The sequence below is a fragment of the Microcoleus pseudofavosus SVA1_A4 genome, assembly GCF_036700565.1.
In the GTDB taxonomy this organism is placed as follows: domain Bacteria; phylum Cyanobacteriota; class Cyanobacteriia; order Cyanobacteriales; family Microcoleaceae; genus Microcoleus.
This window is the reverse complement of sequence record NZ_JAUBPE010000107.1, coordinates 1-16942: the sequence shown is the minus strand read 5'-3', so window position 1 is coordinate 16942 and position 16942 is coordinate 1. Positions and strand designations below refer to the sequence as shown.

Genomic DNA, 16942 nt, shown 5'->3' with positions numbered 1-16942 from the left:
GTGCCGATGTAGCTCAGGGGTAGAGTATTCGATTCGTAATCGAACGGTCGTGGGTTCAAATCCCACCATCGGCTTTGGGTTTTGTCGATTTTTGACAGTTGATACGGTCGGGGCTGCTATCAATTTGTAACAAAAATCGCTGAAAAACAACCCTAAAACCCCGGTAGAGGTCGGAAATGCAGACATCAATTTGTCGCATTTCCGACTTTTTGCTTTTTAGGGCGTTCTTTAACGAATGTGGTGGATTACAGCGTTTGTGTGATGGCACTGTGGTGGCTGGAAGTATTGATAGTGGTGGATGTGGTGGATGTGGTGGGTTTTTTAATCTAGAGTAAATATTTTTTAGAAAATTGCGATCGCACTGCGTTTGAATAAAATATTTATTTTTTATATTTTTAGATTTTTTGGGGTTTGCGCGTCACATCCACCACGGATGCCGGAAATACGTTGGTTGTGCCATCACAGTGCCATCACAGAGACGCAAAAAAATCGGCGATCGTGTGTCGATCTGCCGATTTTGGTTTAATGACTTGTGTGGGATGGCTCTGGCTTAAGCTGTTGACATAGCCTGGTATGAATCCCCAATGAGTAGAAAAAAGAATAAATCGAAGGAATTACAAATGTTGGATGATTGTGTTCCGGTTCCCTATGAGCCAGCCGCACTCAAGAGAAGACCTTCTCACATGACCAAAGAGGAATGGGAAATACACAAACCCCGCCGCGGTTCGGTTCAATGGAATGTATATGCAGCGTGGGAGGGTGTAAATGAATATCACCCGCACGACATCTCCCATTGTCCAAAACTGCGTAAAATACCAAAATAGGTGCAGGCATCCTTTTCGCTAAAGTTCGGTTGAAGTACGATCGCCCGATCACCCCCCAGGACTCGCCCCCAAAAACTCCCCAAACCGCGACCGCTTGCAATAGCAGTCGGTCATAGGTCTAACTCCATTTGCTCAGTTGCTAAAACTGCCTTAAGTTGCCGTGCCTGGTCAGGAGTAAGTAAGAATTTAGCAACCCAACTAACTTCCTCTCTTGTCCATTTGCTGCTCAGCTCTCCTAAATCTTTGCGGCATTTGGCGATCGCCAATGCTTTCACTAACTGATTTCGACAAGCCGATGCTTTAACCTTTCGAGTCGCAGCCGAATCGGTCTTCGCGTTGGGGAATGTGTGCCATTTCGGCTCGGCAGCTTGCGGCTGCGGCGCTACTTCGGCAGCTTGCGGCTGCGGCGCTACTTCGGCAGCTTGCGGCTGCGGCGCTACTTCGACAGCTTGCGGCTGCGGCGCTACTTCGACAGCTTGCGGCTGCGGCGCTACTTCGACAGCTTGCGGACTCTCACTGCTGATTAGTCCCGAACAATCATCGAATTCCGATCGCAGTTTTAGGTTCTCGAAAAACGCGCACACCCTATCTTTGGCGTGTCGAACATTGAGCTTAAGTTGATTAACGAACAAGTCGTTTGCCAGCATTATAAAGCGCTTGAGGCTCAGCAAATGTGTGCCTGTGGTGCTGCAAAATTCGGCATAGCTTGCATACATCCATGAAGCGATATTGAGATAAGAATGGGTCGTGCTGTTATCTCTGTTTTTTTGAGCTACGCCAACCTGTAGGCGTGCCCCTTCTTCATAAATTAAAAATTGGTCTGCCCAGTCGGCGATCGGATTAGTGCTGACGATTGCTTGCAGTGCAATTCGCTTGTAACCTGCAACCATTTGGTCGGTTTTCTTGAGATACTTCTCTGCCGTTTGCTGTGCGGTAGACAGTACCCAGTTAAGTAGTCCGGGTAGATAATCTACAAACTCCCCTATCGTCTCGCCGTTGACTTCTTCAATTAGTACGCGCTGTTTGTCAACGCTAACTTTGTTATCGAAAGGTACGGTAATGCGTCGTCTTTCTAGCGCGATATAGTCTTGAGCCTGAATCGGCTCGTTACAACTGATAATCACTTTACAGCCCGGCTGAAAACCCTCGTCTGCCTGCAAAAACTTTTCTTCGTAAGGCACTCTATCGCCCCCGGTGATTGCCCTCAAGGTTTCGACGGTGCCGCCGTAGCGGTCGGAGTCTGTCACTAAAACCAGTTTTTTATCGAGCAAAGCCGCTGTCTCAAATTGCCCCTCTAATTTCTTTAACTTGGTGATGTGGGTGTTACGGTTGCCTACTAGCATCGTTGCCAGTTTCATGAATGTTGATTTGCCAGAACCGCTGGGCCCTAAAATTTCTAGATAGCGGTGAATGTCGGTGCGACCGTAGATTATCGAGTAGAGGTAAGCTCGGAGCAGTTCAACCAGCGATTTATTACCTTTGGTTGCATCCAGTAGCCAGTCTGTAATCGGCTTGCAGGACGCTTTGGCGTCGTAATTGTAGGGTAACTGCCAAGTTAACTTGTACTCTGGGGAATGTGGCGAAAGCTTCAGGGTTTTAAGGTCAATTACCCCATTTTTGGCAGGTAACAATCCCGGCGTAGCGTCCCAGTCTTTTATAGCTAAAAATGCTTTTAATAGTTTGATAACTCCGGCGAGGTAATTAGCCGAATGCTCTATCCCCCTGGCGCTGAGTTCCAAGCTAATTAATCGACTGATAAATTCTTCCTCGTTGCGACTCCATAATCCTTCGAGTTCGGAGCCGTACCGGTACCATCTTTTGTAAGCCGGTCGCCACGCCAAAGTATTTCGGTAAGCTTCGGCGATCGCCTTGGCAATAATGCTCTGAGCTGGTGGCTTTTTCTTGGGTGCGTCATTCTCACCCTCCTCATCGTCGATCGCGATCGCCTCTTTGGCTTTTTTCTTCGGCTTCAGCCACTCGTCAAAATTGGCGACTGTGGACTGCCGCTCAAATTCTTCTACGCCCACATTTTGGATAGCGTCATCAATTCCCTTTCCTAATTCCAGCGGCCAAGTTCTGATCGTGACGACACACCCGGCTTTTTTTAGGCTGCGACCAAATGCGATCGCCGCGTCTTTGACATCTTTTTTCTCGATAATGTCCGAGTCATAGGCGATTTCTACCGGCCGACCTGGTACGCAGAGTTTTTGAAGTGTGGGAGTTAGCGTCCCGCCGCGGCCGATAGTTGCCATGTCCACGCCACTTAGGCCGACGGTGGGAATGCTGGTGTGAATCATTGAGGATACTGATTTCTTGACACCCTCTACACACCTAATTAGTTGATCGATGTCGGCTGCGACCTCCTGCCAATTAATGCCAGGAACGATTACACAGCAAGTATCATATTTGCCCTTCTTGTCGCTGTCTTTTTGGCTGAGATATTTTGCCTCATCCCCGTTGGGAAAAACAATCCCGCCGTCGGGCTTGAATTGCCCGATACCAGTGGGTTTTCCGGTTAACGGGTCTATGCCTTCGTAGAGCCAACCGGCGGGGCCTTTGTAGGCTTCCCATCCGAGGAAAGTGGCAATTTCCTTCGAGTCGGAAACGGAGCGGAAAATTGATTCGGCAATTTCTTTAGAAATACCGGAATTTATGAACTCTTCGAGATGCTTTTGTGTTAACATGGTATCAACCTAATAGACTTATTTCCAAACTGCTAATTCTCAAGCGACTCTCTTCCAGTCGCTTTTTTTGTGCCCAAAACTGCGGCAGTTTTTAGCCACTCTGCGGTATAAGGATCTAATTCCTCACCGTTGGTGGCAGACTGTCGTTTTAGGGCGTCAAGTCGTTGCTGTGCTTGGCGTAGCGAGTCGGTACGCACCGCAACTTCTGCCTCCCAAAACTCAATCTTGGTTGCGATGTTTGGCTGATTTTCTAACCAGGTTTCTACGGGTTTCCATAAATCTCTCGCCCAACTTCTCGAAGGGAGCCAGGTGAAGTGTTGAAGAGTTGCTCGCTCACCGTCGTAATCAAACAACAGGGCTCTCCTCTCTTCAAAGGTTGTCAGGCGGTCAACATCGTGAAAAACAATATTTCCCTCGTTATCTTTGGGGTAAACCTTCCTCACCAACATACTGTCTTTGTACTCCCATTTTGGTTCCGAGACTTTTGTAATTCGGTTCCCGGCAAAAATTGTAAAGAGTAGAAATAAGTTTGGTTCTAACTCTTCTTTCTTTTTGAGAAAGTCACCTACTAGGGAGTAGCCTGTTGAGTGGGTTTTGTCGAGTGCTGTAATACTCTTGCACCATTCTTTTCGCTTGTGGATTGCGCGTTCTGTGGGTTCGCATGGTGCGAATTTTGCTGCCGGGTGTGAGGCTGCTTGAGCTTCTACAATTTCGATCGCTTCTGGTAGTTTCATGGTGTTTTTTGAGGTGATCGCACTTCGGAGCACGATCGCCAGAATTTATTCAATAATTGTCGAGGGCGCGTCACCAACAGGCCCCATCTCCCAGTCATCCATCAGTAGATCAGTTGCAAATTCTGCTTTGCCCTGCGGGGACAATTGACGCACCAGTGAAATACCGACTTGCACGGTAACGGCATATTCGCCATGTTTCGGCTTCAGGTCGCAGAGTTGGTGGTGAGATTCGTCTAGCAAAAAGTAAGCGTTTAGTCCCAGCGCCATTTTTGGGGTGGCGACATTCCATTGATCACAACTGCGAGCTGCTGCTGAATTTTTGAGTCGCTCGCTGAGATTCTCTGTAGCTGTTCATCAAAATCGGCGTCGTCTATGTCGGGTATCGTTGGGTACATTTTTTATTCCTCTAAACTTCTGGTGCTAATCCAAAGCCGACCTATTCGATAAACCAGTCCCTCTGCCTCTAACTCGGTGAGGCAATCGGCGACTGTTTGGCGGCTGATGCGATCGCCGATTCGGCTGATCAAGCTGGCAATTGTCTGCTCTTCGCCGGCATCGAGGAGTTTGATAATTTGCCTTTTTCTGTCTGCTTTTTTCTTTTCCCGCTTGGGAGCCTCGGCGGCTATAGCTTTGGTGGCTGCTATTCCCGATCGCTCTCGTTGGGCCTGACTGGTGTCGCAAGGATCTTTGATAGCGAGAATTTCGGCCGGGCTCCACTTTTTGCCGGGGCGCTGGCGGGGAAATTGAATGAGATTGCCCATCGGTCAATCCTCCTTTTTTAGCCTGCTACAGAGAAAGAGGGCTGATAGTAATGGTCGCCACCATCTTCTTGGGCTTCTGGTGAGTTGATTTCAGCGATCACTCTAGTAAGATCGGTTTCCTCTACCGGGGCGTAGAGTTCATCCCCGTAGCCGTCGTCATTTTCCTCGTCCTCTTCCTCTTCCTCTTCTTCCTCTTCAGTGGGAGCCTGAACGAGTAGCTCGATCGCAATCAAGCGCTTGGATGCTGGCGATAATTTGCTGATGAGAAAAACTATGTTGGTCAGGTCGCTACCAAAACCTCTGTCTGCTCTGACATTTACCCAACTAAGTCGGCCAGAGGATCTGGCGTATGAGTCTGTCATTAGGATTACTAGCGCTGTCTTTTCGCTTGTCAGTAACTGAGGAACGAGGCTCCTCAGTTGCAAGATTGCGTCTTGTTCGCTCTTGCTGAGGTGCGGAAAAAATTCGGTGTCGTGGGTGTTGCCTGTAAGAAGGTTGGTCATTGGTTGTCACTCATTGGTCATTGGTTATCAGTTATCAGTTGTCACCCTGTTGCTATAACAGGGCGTTGCTGATATGATGCAGGGCCCTGTTTTTGGTGATACCATCCCTCGCCCCTCTCTGGTGGCCGTTGCTCTGGGTAAAATCCGCTACCAATAGCCAACACAAAAATCAATGGAAGTAGAGACTTCATACGATCGACGGGGTGAGGATTAGCGGGATCGGATAGTGTTCCCGGATGGCGGGAAACACTGAGATAATTGGGGTTAACGATCGGGTCAAGAGTCGAATCAGAACCCGATCGCTGTTGTTTACCAACCAACTGATTATACCAAAGTATTGAGACATTTCAATATTTTGGTATGATTGGGGGAGAGTTCTGTGAAATGTCTGTGAAAAATTGCCTTAAGCCGGTTTTAGAGAAAAAGCTAAAAATCAATAGGTTAACCAGTTACAGGTTCGGAAAGCTTACGGGACTGTCAAACGGCACAGCAGAGCGTATTGACGATCCGAACTGGGTTCCCAGTCCGAAAATCTTAGACGTTATATGTAGGACTTTTAAGATTCAACCGGGCGAGTTCTTGTTCTGGGTGCCAGATAGTCCAGAAGATTAAAATCTCTATACCTTGCTATATAACACTTCTAGCCAATTTGTACCAAAATAGTGATATATCTCAATATTTTGGTATACTGTAGAAACAGTCGAACGAAACCGCCACCCAAACCACCGAGAGACAGCAGCCTCGGTATTCAAAGACCTGCTAGGGTGACACTCCAGGGCTCCAATCTAAAATCCAATTCAATCTAGAGAGCGATCAAGTTAATTCAACCTATTAAGTAAAACAAACAATCATGGAACAAGAATCTCAGATCGATTGGAGAGTAGTAAAAATTGCGATTTCTAAGCTGGAAGAGAGTATCGAAGTCTTAGATCGTTTGGGATATAGCGTGGTTAACTTGGAAGAAACTAAAAACTTTCAAGCTTTGACGCAGCACACTCTCAATCAAATTGTTTTAGATTTGGAAGAATATGTCAACGCCGTAAGTCAAGCGAGTTCTCAAATAGCTCCTTAAGACTTAAGACTTAAGCCTCATTCAGGTAATAGCCAAAACAGATTTCAAGTCAAGACAAATACTCCCGCAGTTGAGCAAACTGCAACTCGGTTACAAAACCGCAGTTTTACTTTACCCAAAACCCAAAATGCAAAACATCAACCACCGAAACATCCGGTTAATTTCTGAAGACTTGACCGCCTACAACACGACTATTGCCTGCGAGCTACCGCTGCCCAAGTTCATGCTCGACACCAAAGGCAAACTGTTTCAAAAAACTAAAACCATCTTTGAGTCGGGTCAGTCGAGAGTAACTTACTCCGAGGTTTTGGTTACCAATCTGTCGAGCGTCGAAGTTCCTGCTGTGCCAGCGGTCAATGTAAATTATTCTGCCGTGCAATGAGACGGCGCAAGCTACCGCCACCCAGATTAAACGAGCTGGGGGCAGTCCAGTTAACCCTAGATTTGCCCCAAACTCGCATCAAACCCGGCTCCCGAATCTTGTGTTTGGATTCGGGCAAAACAGGCCGTGTCCGCTGCTGGCATATCAACCATATCATCAGCTTTCCCGGTGGCAAAATAAAAGGAATTGAACGTCATTTACTGGTAGAAATTCAATGAAGTTTGCGACCTGGTACAGGTTTTTGTACAACGGGTATGAACCCGACAATGAGGTCAAATTAACAGGCGAATTGACAACTGACGGCGAAACCTACGTGGTTTTTGAAATTTGGGGCTCTCTTACTTTCAACGATGGTCATTCATTCGTATCAATCCTTCGCGATGAAGACGGACAATTTCGGTGGAGAAAGGGTGATGAAATCGGCACTACGGCATCATTCATGGACGCCTGGAACAAAATGCCGGCTTATGTCACCAGCCCTGATCACTGGGAAGAATCGCCAATGACCTGTCACGAACAACACCCTTAAATAGATTCATGATTCACCAACACAAAACTCACTACATCACCCTCAAGGACTACTCCGGCTGTGATGTGGTCACTGAGCAAAAAACCTCTTTTTCGGGCGATGCGCCTTCTTTTTTAACTTTCGATGGAAGAGGTTTTAAGAAAATATTTGACTCCTCTAACGTGGTTGTTTATTCCCAAGTAACTTACTGCGATCTATCTCTGATCGTCACAAATAATGGAAACTAATTACCTCGACTTTGGAACCCCAATTTCTTTCGGCTGGACTGCTCAGTACCTCGATACCAAAACCCAAACCCGCCGCCAGTGGAAAGACACCCACGTCGCCAAATTCCTCCGAGCTTACGATCGCGCTGCCGCTGCCGGACAGCAATTGCGCGTACCGGCGATCGACAAGGGCTATCACGCGGGTGGTAAACAGATCGGCTGGTGCGTGATTCGCGATCGGCCTTACAAGCAGCGGCTCGGAGATATGCCCGAACAAGACTTGCTGGCAGAAGGTGGAATGTCTGCGACCGTGACCGATTTTATTTCCAAGTATTTCAAAGGCGACGCCGATCTAGAGGTTTGGGTGATTGATTTTGAATTTGTCTCCGACATCGAGGGGGAATCGCAAAACCCAGCCCCTGAGCCGATCCAAAATCCTCCTGCCAAACCTAAAACCCTTGAAACTCTCACGAGTGCCAAGTCTGACGAGCACAACACCCCGGCGTTTTTGGCAATTGCAGCCCGATCGGTGATGGGAGGTATCGACCTCGATCCAATGTCAAATGCGATCACCAATGAAACTATCAGGGCTTACCGCATTTTTACTAAAGCCGACGACGGGCTGACTAAGCCCTGGCTCGGTCGGGTGTGGCTCAATCCGCCATTTTCTCTTGCCGATCAAGCCGTTCCCAAACTCATTGCCAGCTATGAGTCAGGCGATATTTTCGAGGCAGTTTTGTTGCTCAAATCGGCGGTCGAAACCAAGCGTTATCAGCTTCTCTACGACTACCCATTTGTGGAACTGAACAAGCGCGTGAACTATACCGCACCGGGCAATAAAGACGGCGCACCCTTTGCCACAGTGCTTTTTTATCTCGGCTCAAATTTTACCCGGTGGCGAGAGGTGATGTCGGTTTATGGGCGAGTTCATCCCGGAGCGCAGCTGTTTCGGGAGCTGGAGAGCGATCGAACTGAGTTATTGGCACAGCTCGCAAGTATGGAGGCATTGGTAAGGCGATGAACGAGAAAGAATACGAACCAATCGATCCGCAGGATCTAAAAGATTTTGCATTACTGGACGTTAATGACGAACCAAGAACTGAAAGAGCGAAATTAATCATATTAAGAGCTGTTTGCCTTCAAAAAATGAGAGGCGGTGTCCTTATCTCCTGTATTACAGGTCTTTCGTATTATGAGCGCAAAGATTTAAGGTGGCAATGGCATCTTACCCCTAGCGAATCCACTCAATTGATTCAAATACTCGCATCAAGTTTGGAGGCTTCATGAGTTCAAATTCAACAGGAATAGAATGGACCGATCGCACATGGAATCCCGCAACCGGCTGCGATAAAGTTAGTCCCGGCTGCACCCACTGCTACGCCGAAGCGCTGACAAAACGATTCCATACTAATTTCCCCAATGGATTCGACGTAACGCTGCACCATGATCGCATCACGCAGCCCCGTAGGTGGAAAAAACCAAGCCGTATTTTTGTTAACTCAATGAGCGACTTATTTCATAATGAAATCCCTTTCTCATTCATTGAAGAAGTTTTTTACCAAATGGAGCAAACCCCCCGCCACACTTACCAAGTCCTTACCAAGCGACACGAACGTTTATTTGAACTCGCGCCAAAACTCAAATGGTCAGACAACATCTGGATGGGGGTATCTGTCGAAAATCAGGACTACATTAACAGAATTAATGCTTTGCGCTACGTGCCGGCAAAAGTTAGGTTTCTTTCCTGTGAACCGCTTTTGGGGCCCCTACAACTTGATCTAACTGGCATCCACTGGGTAATAGTTGGTGGTGAGTCCGGTCAAAGATGCCGCCCTATATGTGCTGAATGGGTGCGAGATATCCGTACTCAATGTGATGATACCGGAGTCGCATTTTTCTTCAAACAATGGGGCGGTCGAACTCCTAAAGCAGGTGGCCGACTTCTGGATGGTCAAACTTACGATGCCATGCCCGCTTAATTTCAATTAATAAGCCTCGGTTGGGTGGGTATCCCGCCGAGGCACACATCAACTTTCGGGGCCGATGATATGAACATTTTAATCGAAGAACCACCGGAGTACAACCCGGTCGAACTCATTCGTGCGGCACAACGAGAGTCGCCAGCACTCAAATATCACCATTTTGCGATCGCTTTTAAGGCTACTCCAAACACGATCGCCCGCTGGATGTGTGGTGCTAAAAATCCCTCTATACAGCATCGCGTGTGGGCCGCTGAACTTAAAAAGCGCTGGAATTTATAATTATTGCCCTAGGCAATTTACCTCTGATTTTATCACAGGTATCTTTTTGGTATAGGAATCGATTCTGAATCGATTCTGAATCGATTCTCTTTACAAAAAACCCAATGGAACCCGAAAACGACTGTGTGATTGACATAGAAGCCGAACAAATCGATACCTCTGATTGCGAATCGATTGAGTGCTGGTATTCAGCCGCGCAGGTGCAGCGCATCCTTAATTTGAATAAATCAGGATTGCAAAAGGTGATCGCCAAGCTGACGAGCATCTATTCGATCGATATCAAAATTCTGCGACGCGGCGGTGCTCGGGCAACCGAATACTCCCAAATTGCGCTAGATGCGATCGAGCTGCTGAATGCTCAAAAGTTCGCCGAACTGCGAGCTCTTGTCGATCGAGAGCCGACAACGGCAGCTACCGAAACGGCGATTGTCTTTGTTGAACAGCACAATCAAATTGCTACCGCAGCGGCTTCGGCGGCTGATAGTAACTTGAGCAAGATTTCTTCTCTGAAATCTGGCTTGCTCAATACTTATCGCGAGTTAGGGCGTAGCTTAGGTAGGCAGGCAGCAGCCGAAGTACGCCAAGGTTTTACAGATGAAGTTAAAGCCGGGCTTGAAAATCTTCAAGAATCTTAGTTTATGGCTTATTTCAAAGTAAAAGTCAGTCGAGAATGCAACACAACACGAACCTTTAACGTTACTGGAAACCGCCCACAGGAAGCGTTACAGGCAGCAATACTGCAACTGAGGGATGAAGGCGTAGCGGACGCTGTAGCGATTTCAGTAGTTGGGCAAATTCAATCTTTGAGGGACTAAATTATGCCACGATTCAACAAAGAATATATTCGCCGCGCCCATGATAATCAAGTAGTAATTCGCGTCGCTAAAGGCACGGAAGTGACTTCCGTGCCGGATTGCCTTGATGATTTTTTAGTAGAGGCTTCTATTCCGATTACAAAGAATTTGGGGCAGCAAATTTACTTGAGCAAAGAAGAGGTTGAGGAATATTTAGGAGAGCAAAAAAATGATTGAAGATATGCCCATCCGAGGCGATGGTAGAGGTCGGCGATTTCCCCTGAAAAAGTAATCGCCGGCCAGCAAGCAAAGCCCCTTATCAAAATGGCTTCACCGTACCCAAGGAGATTTTATCATGCAGCAAAGACTCAGAGTAGCCGCCACACCGGGCGCGGCACATATCAATCGCGAATTTGATTATGAATCGGGCCCCCTCACGCCTGAGATGGTCAATGCAAAAGGCAAAAAAGCAAAAATCTTGGAGCTTCAAAAAAAACTCCGAACTGCCTACAACCGCCACGATGCCAAGGCTCGCAGCAATGAAGTAGAAATCGAGCGCTTGACTCTTGAGGCCGTCGAAAACGGCTTAACCGATGCTTTGCAGATTAAGAAGTATGTCGCCAAAGCAATTTCTGCGGGTGCGAAATACGACCAAAACATTGTCAATTTAACCCAGAAACTCCAACACGAACTGGGTTTAATTAAGGTCGAGGGAGCAAGTACACAAACGTTAGCTAATGCTGATTTTAGACAGCGTTTGTTACTCATTAAGGCTAACCATCAAGCCAAGACTGAAGTGCAGACTAACGGCTTCCAGCAGTCCTTAAGAGCAATTCAAGCATCACCTCAGCAAGCAATAGCTATGCAACAGCGACGGTCGGCGTTCAACAATTACATTAACGCCAAAGACTTTGATGCTGTTCCAGCCGTACCAGGTGGCTCTAGCAGTGGCAACAGTTCAAGCTTAGGAAGCACCAACAACGGCTTTTTAGGTGGTCTATTTGACTTCTTTTCAGGACGTAAGTAAACCTTAGCGCGGGTCAAACCGGCCCGCTATTTTCTTATGCTTTCGCAGGACTTTGACTCATCTGAATTCGACTATCTTAACGCCGACAACTTTTCACAATCCGAAAACCAAACAGTCGCAAAAACACCCGAAGTGACTAACATCGAGCGTTTCTGGAATCTATCAGGAAACTGGGGAGAATTCGGCAGTTACTTCGGTGCTGGTTTGTCTGCATCCCTTGTGGTGCGGGCGATTCCGGCGTTAATCCCCAGTGCTGTGATACTGATTCCTGCAGTTGGTTTAGGGCTGGCAGTGTTCACTTTCTCTTCTGAAGGTTCGGCAAAACTTCGTAGCCAATTAATCTTAATCGCCGTCGCGACTGCCTTGTTATCCGCCAATTGGGATGCGTGGTTAGCGTGGGTTGTGGCAAACTCTCAACTGCTGATTTTTGGTTTCGTTATAACAGTCGTCACCCTCGGTTTTGTCGGTACACAAGTATGGAGCAAGTTAAATGTTAGCAAATAGAAATCAGCCCATTGTTGCAGGTCTTTTGAGTCTCAGTGTCGCGGGTATTGTCGGTGCGGTTGCCCTCCCATTTAACGACAGAATCGAATACAGAATCGGCAACAGGATAGAATCTCAGCCCGCATGGTTAGTGCCAGTAAAAGCTCAATTTATGAGCCTTGAGCGCGGGTACGGTGGCATCAAGATTCTCCTTAGTTTGTTGGCTACAGGTGGCATGGTGACAGTCATGCTTATCGCCCGCAAGGAAGGGGAGCAAGAGCCAATTCGACAACGGATTAAGCAATATCAAAACAAGGCTTACGAGTTTAGTTTTGCCGCCGAATCTGCCTATCAAATGGCAAAACAACAACAACAGTACAAAACTTTGCTAGAAGCCGATGACGTAGCGTTCCAAGGTGAAATCGAGACTGCCTACTGTGAATCACTGGGAATAGACTCACGGCAACAACAAGGACTGCTAACCGGGACAACGACGCTGGACAGCGTGGCAAACCCTGGCGACAAGGTTGAATCAGTGGCAACTACACCCGAATTACCTGATCCAACTATCGGGCCCAAAATGCCAGTCCTCACTAACTATCCATCAGTTTTGATTTACGGTGCACCGGGTTCCGGCAAAACTACCTTTGCAGAAGAGGAAGTCAAACGACGTTTAGAAGCTGGCCACCGGGTAATTGTCTGCGACCCTCATGCAGCTTATGGGGCTTGGCAAGGCTGCGAGGTTGTTGGTGGTGGCATGAATTACTCTGCCATTGATGCCAAACTTGAATGGTTTGCGGATGAAGTTCGCCGTCGTTATAAAATAATTGAAAGTCAACCTAACCCGACGTTTCAACCATTAACTTTAGTGTGCGATGAATTCACTAATTGGGCTGGTCGGTGTAGCGCTGCGGGTGAATTTTTCCAGTCTGCTTTAAGCGATATCCGCAAAGCTAAAATGTTCGGTTTAATTGTCAGTCACACCCGGACAATGGCAGGTTTAGCTAACGCTGCGGGCATGGCAAAACTGAGGGATGAAGCGTTGTTAGAAGTCGAATTACTCGGTCAACAATGCCCCCAAACTGGTGATGCTGTGCCACGTTTTGAAGCATTTGTAAAACTGCCTGGGCAACCGTTGTCAGAGCGGACTTTAGTGAAGCTCCAACGGCTAGAACCCATGCAGAACTCAGGATACAGCGATTCCGAACCCGCAACACCGGACTCCGAATCCGTAACACCCATACAGGATAAGGGTTCCAGCGATTTAGAGAAGCGGTTCACAAGTCTACAACTGCCCGCAGATAAAGCAAAAGCACTGATTGCCAAACTCCGAACCGAGATGACGATGACAGCTATAATCGAGCGCCTGTGGGAGTGTTCCAAAGGTTCGTCAGTAGCCTGGAAAGAAGCAAGAGAACAGTATCGCGAACTGACAGGAGAATAACAATGTTGAGCAAATTAATTCGCCTGATTTCCAACTTCATGCTTGACCCAATCTACGACGCAATCTTTGCAGAATTCGTGAGACGCGGCAACATCATTTTTGAAGAGGATTTAAGCGATGACGAAACAACCTAAAAACTCAATTAAAATCCGCGTTCGCAACAAAATGTTATCACTCGTTCTACCTAGAGTGTATTGCGGAAAGCTAAAAACCTTTGCTTTGGGTATAATTGACAGTTCAGAAAATCGCCAATTTGCCGAATACAAAGCTCGACAAATAGAAATAGACTTAATGAGCGGCCATTTTGACCCATCCTTGGCAAAATACAAACCTGCCAAAATTGCACCTGTGGTAGATTTGCCTAGCATGACTTTTTCGGAAATATACCAAGCTTACATAGAAAACAGAAAAAATCTCGTATCTCCCGCAACTTGGAAAAGCACCTATATCAACACTTTAAATCATTTAAGTGAATGCCCCTACAAACACACTCATGAGGCATTGAAGCTAAAAGATTGGGCTTTAACTAATCGAACCATAGATGCTACCAAACGCATTTTAATGCAGCTAAATGCTGCCTGCAATTGGGCGGTAGAGCGAAACTTGATAGAATCTAACCCTTTTTTGGGTAAAACTCAAATCAAAAGCAAGAAATCTAAACCTAAGATTCACCCTTTTTCAAATGCGGAAAAAGTAGCAATTCTTGACGCTTTTGCCGAATCAGAAAAATTTGTTTACTTGTTGCCATTGATAAAATTCTTTTTTTTCACTGGCTGCCGTACCAGTGAGGCCCTCGGCTTGCGGTGGAAAAATGTTAAAACTGATTGCAGCGCGATCAGTTTTGAAGAAGTAGTGGTTTTGGGCAAGGGTGGCGCTCAGCGTAAAACAGGGACTAAACAATCGCCTCAACGCGATTTCCCCTGTAACCAGCAATTGCAAGATTTATTACGGTCTATTAGACCGGCTAAGGCGATCGCTAACGCTTCGGTTTTTGTCCGACCCAACACCAGCCCCATTAGTCACCAAAATTTGCGTACTGCTTGGTACGGCAAAGGGCGGGAGCTGGGTATTGTACGGCAACTAGCCGCTGAAGGAATAATTGATAGTTACAGGCCGCAGTATAACACGCGCCACACCATGATTAGCGCTTGCCTCGAAGCGGGTATTAATCCTATTCAAATCGCTCAATGGGTCGGAAATAGTGCAGAAATTATTTTTAAAAATTATGCGGGAATAATTTCTAAAATTTCGGTTCCTGAATTTTGATAATACTAACGATTTGCCGCTTTAGTCGCTTTAACTTACAATCCCGTAGATTTGCCCGCGATTTCACTGAGTATCCCCACCCGGTGCGCCGCTAAATTATTTTTGACTGATTCTGTGGAGCCAAATATGACTTGGATTGCCGATCGACTCAGGGCTGCATAAGCGCGAGATTAGATTGTAGCTATAGTGTAGCCCTTCTCCAGTTACCGAATGGTCGTAGCCCCAAGAATTCCATTCACCCCAAGGATCGTTAACAATTAATCCGCGTTCGTCGTGACCTTTGACGGCGATAATATGTCCAAATCGGGTAAAATAGCCGTGGATTACGCAGCCGATATTTTCCGACAAAGCTTCCCTAATGTCGTCAAAAGTCCCAAATTCTGTAAAATTATCGCGAATGTTGGGATAAGATTCCGCAACTTGCTTTAAGCCTTGCGGACTGTGGCGCGAGTACCCGCGATCGGTGCATCGCGCATAAAGCTGATCCTCTAATTGCGGATAACTGCCGTCGCCTTTGATTCCCAAATTTAACAAGCACATCGCGATTGAAGTCACGTTGCAAGCGCCGCTGGGATTATAATAATTGTCGCGTTGGCTCCGAAACGGAAAATTGGCGATCGTGTAGGTTTTAGGCAATGAGTTTGACATAATTTTCAACCTTTGATTTGAATAATTCTATTTTTTAGAGCTAGTTTAATGCCGAGCAATTTTAGTAAATCTTCCTCAGAAGTTTCTCGCAAGCCATGTCCCGCCATTGTTGCCACGTAGATATACTGCGCTATCACATCTTCGAGCGCTTCAAGCAATTCTGCGAGAGTGCTGTCGGGATTTAGTAGGCATTCGTAGGCTTGATAGTAAGGCATTGAAAGCGCCTATTTGCTTTGGTCTATATCAACTTGATCCGCATGACCTACGCGAGTTTGTGGCGATTGCCGATTTTGCGGCGAAAACCCACCAGCGGCATAACCTCCGAATGCACCGCCAGCACCCATTACATAAGCAAACCTATCTCCGCTTAAGCGGCCTGAGTTGAAGATACCGCACAAAATAATCGTTAGACCAATCAATCCGAAAATATACGGTGTACTTGAGCGCGTAATTTCGGCAACAGCATATAAGGTTTCTGGTTTCATTATTTAGTTAAATCCTGTGTGCTCATCTTCGTAGTCTTGAAAAGCATTATCTTTTAACTTGGTTAAAGATTTACGCCTGTAAAATTTCCCACGGGTTGCTGGATCTCTAACCAGGTAATCAATAATATCTTCGATTTCCGCTGATTGAATTTTCTGACCTTCGTACAAAGCTTGATCACGGGCATCCTGAGCCTTAGATTTGGCAAGCATTAATCGGGATACTTTCCATAGTGTTGTCGAGATACTCACAATCCCTGTAGCGATCGTCAAAAGTAGAGCAATAAAATTCCAGTCAATTTTCACGGCGGATGCTGTTGCTAAAGTTCGAGCTTGCGATTAATTTAATTAATCGGCATTATCCCAAAAGTCTAAAGAAACAAACCAAAAGGGTTCGGCCGCACCTTTGCGGTAATAATTCTTTTTCACTTCATAGCCAACAGGTTCCAAGATTAAACCCGCTGCATTATGCAGGGGTGGCATCGGTAAATACAGTATTACCGCAGGAACTTGGGGGTAAAGCTTTTGGCTTAATTCAACTTCTTTTTCTGCGAAAAACCCAGTTGTCCAAATCCGTCTTAACCAGAGTGTTGAAAATACTTTGTCAATATTTCCGCTACTCTGGTAGCGAATTCGGAAGCATTCAGCTACACCAGCATCGCCCGAAAACTTCTGCCAAAACTCAAATTCGGGCGTTACGTCCCCGAGCGGCTGCCATGCCATATTTACGCTGCATCAGTTGCGGGCGCAACGTCAGGTTTTGAATCCTCGATCGCCAATTCGGGTACTGGCGCAGGCGGCTCAATTTTTCGCCAGACCGTGTAAGTCATTGGCTGACCGGT

The 16942-nt window shown here is 46.7% G+C and carries 31 protein-coding genes and 1 tRNA gene; 20 read left to right on the top strand and 12 right to left on the bottom strand.

Annotated features, from left to right (window positions below; translation table 11 throughout):
* Positions 1-2: 2 nt before the first annotated feature.
* Together QUA02_RS30430 and QUA02_RS30425 are read left to right on the top strand one after the other, a co-directional pair.
* Positions 3-74, top strand: a tRNA-Thr gene (locus tag QUA02_RS30430).
* Between the two features lie 546 nt (positions 75-620).
* Positions 621-824 carry a hypothetical protein gene (locus QUA02_RS30425; protein WP_333033311.1) on the top strand — a complete coding sequence of 68 codons (204 nt, stop codon included), beginning with the start codon at positions 621-623 and terminating at the stop codon, positions 822-824.
* A 110-nt stretch (positions 825-934) separates the two neighbouring features.
* On the opposite strand, the gene QUA02_RS30420 is transcribed toward QUA02_RS30425, so the two are convergent.
* Genes QUA02_RS30420 through QUA02_RS30390 form a run of 7 tightly spaced genes read right to left on the bottom strand, consistent with a single transcriptional unit; the run spans position 935 to position 5826 of the window.
* Positions 935-3508, bottom strand: a complete 2574-nt coding sequence (locus tag QUA02_RS30420; RefSeq protein ID WP_333033310.1) for a DUF3854 domain-containing protein — start codon at positions 3506-3508, stop codon at positions 935-937.
* Between the two features lie 32 nt (positions 3509-3540).
* Positions 3541-4242, bottom strand: a complete 702-nt coding sequence (locus tag QUA02_RS30415) for a hypothetical protein (RefSeq protein ID WP_333033309.1) — start codon at positions 4240-4242, stop codon at positions 3541-3543.
* Between the two features lie 45 nt (positions 4243-4287).
* Positions 4288-4509: a hypothetical protein gene (locus QUA02_RS30410; protein WP_333033308.1), complete on the bottom strand. Its 222-nt coding sequence runs from the start codon at positions 4507-4509 to the stop codon at positions 4288-4290.
* A complete protein-coding gene (locus QUA02_RS30405; protein ID WP_333033306.1) occupies positions 4494-4637 on the bottom strand; it encodes a hypothetical protein in 144 nt (47 codons plus the stop codon). The genes QUA02_RS30410 and QUA02_RS30405 overlap by 16 nt, the downstream gene beginning before the upstream one ends.
* A gap of 3 nt (positions 4638-4640) precedes the next feature.
* Positions 4641-5003 (bottom strand): hypothetical protein, encoded by a 363-nt coding sequence (locus tag QUA02_RS30400; RefSeq protein WP_333033305.1) that lies wholly within the window; start codon positions 5001-5003, stop codon positions 4641-4643.
* Positions 5004-5020: 17 nt separating this feature from the next.
* Complete coding sequence (locus tag QUA02_RS30395; RefSeq protein WP_333033304.1) at positions 5021-5506, bottom strand: hypothetical protein; 486 nt, start codon at positions 5504-5506, stop codon at positions 5021-5023.
* 41 nt (positions 5507-5547) lie between these two features.
* Entirely contained in the window at positions 5548-5826 is a 279-nt protein-coding gene (locus QUA02_RS30390; protein WP_333033303.1) for a hypothetical protein, read from the bottom strand.
* Positions 5827-5866: 40 nt separating this feature from the next.
* On the opposite strand from QUA02_RS30390, the gene QUA02_RS33775 reads away from it, so the two are divergent.
* From QUA02_RS33775 to QUA02_RS30305, 18 genes are all read left to right on the top strand, one after another.
* Positions 5867-6118 (top strand): helix-turn-helix domain-containing protein, encoded by a 252-nt coding sequence (locus QUA02_RS33775; protein WP_445305224.1) that lies wholly within the window; start codon positions 5867-5869, stop codon positions 6116-6118.
* A 238-nt stretch (positions 6119-6356) separates the two neighbouring features.
* Positions 6357-6578, top strand: a complete 222-nt coding sequence (locus QUA02_RS30385; protein WP_333033301.1) for a hypothetical protein — start codon at positions 6357-6359, stop codon at positions 6576-6578.
* 127 nt (positions 6579-6705) lie between these two features.
* Positions 6706-6960 (top strand): hypothetical protein, encoded by a 255-nt coding sequence (locus QUA02_RS30380; RefSeq protein ID WP_333033300.1) that lies wholly within the window; start codon positions 6706-6708, stop codon positions 6958-6960.
* A complete protein-coding gene (locus tag QUA02_RS30375) occupies positions 6957-7178 on the top strand; it encodes a hypothetical protein (RefSeq protein WP_333033299.1) in 222 nt (73 codons plus the stop codon). Before QUA02_RS30380 ends, QUA02_RS30375 begins: the two co-directional genes overlap by 4 nt.
* A complete protein-coding gene (locus QUA02_RS30370) occupies positions 7175-7489 on the top strand; it encodes a hypothetical protein (RefSeq protein ID WP_333033298.1) in 315 nt (104 codons plus the stop codon). Before QUA02_RS30375 ends, QUA02_RS30370 begins: the two co-directional genes overlap by 4 nt.
* Before the next feature lie 8 nt (positions 7490-7497).
* Entirely contained in the window at positions 7498-7716 is a 219-nt protein-coding gene (locus QUA02_RS30365) for a hypothetical protein (protein WP_333033296.1), read from the top strand.
* Complete coding sequence (locus tag QUA02_RS30360) at positions 7706-8716, top strand: DNA N-6-adenine-methyltransferase (RefSeq protein ID WP_333033294.1); 1011 nt, start codon at positions 7706-7708, stop codon at positions 8714-8716. The genes QUA02_RS30365 and QUA02_RS30360 overlap by 11 nt, the downstream gene beginning before the upstream one ends.
* On the top strand, positions 8713-8982 hold the full coding sequence (locus QUA02_RS30355) for a hypothetical protein (protein ID WP_333033292.1): 270 nt from the start codon (positions 8713-8715) through the stop codon (positions 8980-8982). Before QUA02_RS30360 ends, QUA02_RS30355 begins: the two co-directional genes overlap by 4 nt.
* Positions 8979-9674 carry a DUF5131 family protein gene (locus QUA02_RS30350; RefSeq protein ID WP_333033291.1) on the top strand — a complete coding sequence of 232 codons (696 nt, stop codon included), beginning with the start codon at positions 8979-8981 and terminating at the stop codon, positions 9672-9674. Before QUA02_RS30355 ends, QUA02_RS30350 begins: the two co-directional genes overlap by 4 nt.
* Before the next feature lie 69 nt (positions 9675-9743).
* Positions 9744-9956, top strand: a complete 213-nt coding sequence (locus QUA02_RS30345) for a hypothetical protein (protein ID WP_333033290.1) — start codon at positions 9744-9746, stop codon at positions 9954-9956.
* A gap of 104 nt (positions 9957-10060) precedes the next feature.
* Positions 10061-10591 carry a hypothetical protein gene (locus tag QUA02_RS30340; RefSeq protein ID WP_333033289.1) on the top strand — a complete coding sequence of 177 codons (531 nt, stop codon included), beginning with the start codon at positions 10061-10063 and terminating at the stop codon, positions 10589-10591.
* A 3-nt stretch (positions 10592-10594) separates the two neighbouring features.
* Positions 10595-10771 (top strand): hypothetical protein, encoded by a 177-nt coding sequence (locus QUA02_RS30335; protein WP_333033288.1) that lies wholly within the window; start codon positions 10595-10597, stop codon positions 10769-10771.
* 3 nt (positions 10772-10774) lie between these two features.
* A complete protein-coding gene (locus QUA02_RS30330; RefSeq protein WP_333033286.1) occupies positions 10775-10987 on the top strand; it encodes a hypothetical protein in 213 nt (70 codons plus the stop codon).
* A gap of 118 nt (positions 10988-11105) precedes the next feature.
* Positions 11106-11777, top strand: a complete 672-nt coding sequence (locus QUA02_RS30325) for a hypothetical protein (protein WP_333033285.1) — start codon at positions 11106-11108, stop codon at positions 11775-11777.
* Positions 11778-11813: 36 nt separating this feature from the next.
* Complete coding sequence (locus QUA02_RS30320) at positions 11814-12281, top strand: hypothetical protein (protein WP_333033284.1); 468 nt, start codon at positions 11814-11816, stop codon at positions 12279-12281.
* Positions 12268-13704, top strand: coding sequence for a type IV secretory system conjugative DNA transfer family protein (locus QUA02_RS30315; RefSeq protein ID WP_333033283.1), 1437 nt, complete (start codon positions 12268-12270; stop codon positions 13702-13704). The genes QUA02_RS30320 and QUA02_RS30315 overlap by 14 nt, the downstream gene beginning before the upstream one ends.
* Positions 13705-13706: 2 nt before the next feature.
* Positions 13707-13838, top strand: a complete 132-nt coding sequence (locus QUA02_RS30310) for a hypothetical protein (RefSeq protein WP_333033282.1) — start codon at positions 13707-13709, stop codon at positions 13836-13838.
* Positions 13822-14970, top strand: a complete 1149-nt coding sequence (locus tag QUA02_RS30305; protein WP_333033281.1) for a site-specific integrase — start codon at positions 13822-13824, stop codon at positions 14968-14970. The genes QUA02_RS30310 and QUA02_RS30305 overlap by 17 nt, the downstream gene beginning before the upstream one ends.
* A 96-nt stretch (positions 14971-15066) precedes the next feature.
* On the opposite strand, the gene QUA02_RS30300 is transcribed toward QUA02_RS30305, so the two are convergent.
* From QUA02_RS30300 to QUA02_RS30280, 5 genes are read right to left on the bottom strand one after another with little or no spacing between them, the layout of a single operon-like run.
* Positions 15067-15618: a C39 family peptidase gene (locus tag QUA02_RS30300; RefSeq protein ID WP_333033280.1), complete on the bottom strand. Its 552-nt coding sequence runs from the start codon at positions 15616-15618 to the stop codon at positions 15067-15069.
* A gap of 5 nt (positions 15619-15623) precedes the next feature.
* Positions 15624-15833: a hypothetical protein gene (locus tag QUA02_RS30295; protein WP_333033279.1), complete on the bottom strand. Its 210-nt coding sequence runs from the start codon at positions 15831-15833 to the stop codon at positions 15624-15626.
* A gap of 9 nt (positions 15834-15842) precedes the next feature.
* Positions 15843-16103 (bottom strand): hypothetical protein, encoded by a 261-nt coding sequence (locus QUA02_RS30290; protein WP_333033278.1) that lies wholly within the window; start codon positions 16101-16103, stop codon positions 15843-15845.
* A 3-nt stretch (positions 16104-16106) separates the two neighbouring features.
* Entirely contained in the window at positions 16107-16406 is a 300-nt protein-coding gene (locus tag QUA02_RS30285) for a hypothetical protein (RefSeq protein ID WP_333033277.1), read from the bottom strand.
* Positions 16407-16448: 42 nt separating this feature from the next.
* Positions 16449-16823, bottom strand: coding sequence for a hypothetical protein (locus QUA02_RS30280; RefSeq protein WP_333033275.1), 375 nt, complete (start codon positions 16821-16823; stop codon positions 16449-16451).
* Positions 16824-16942 lie beyond the last annotated feature (119 nt).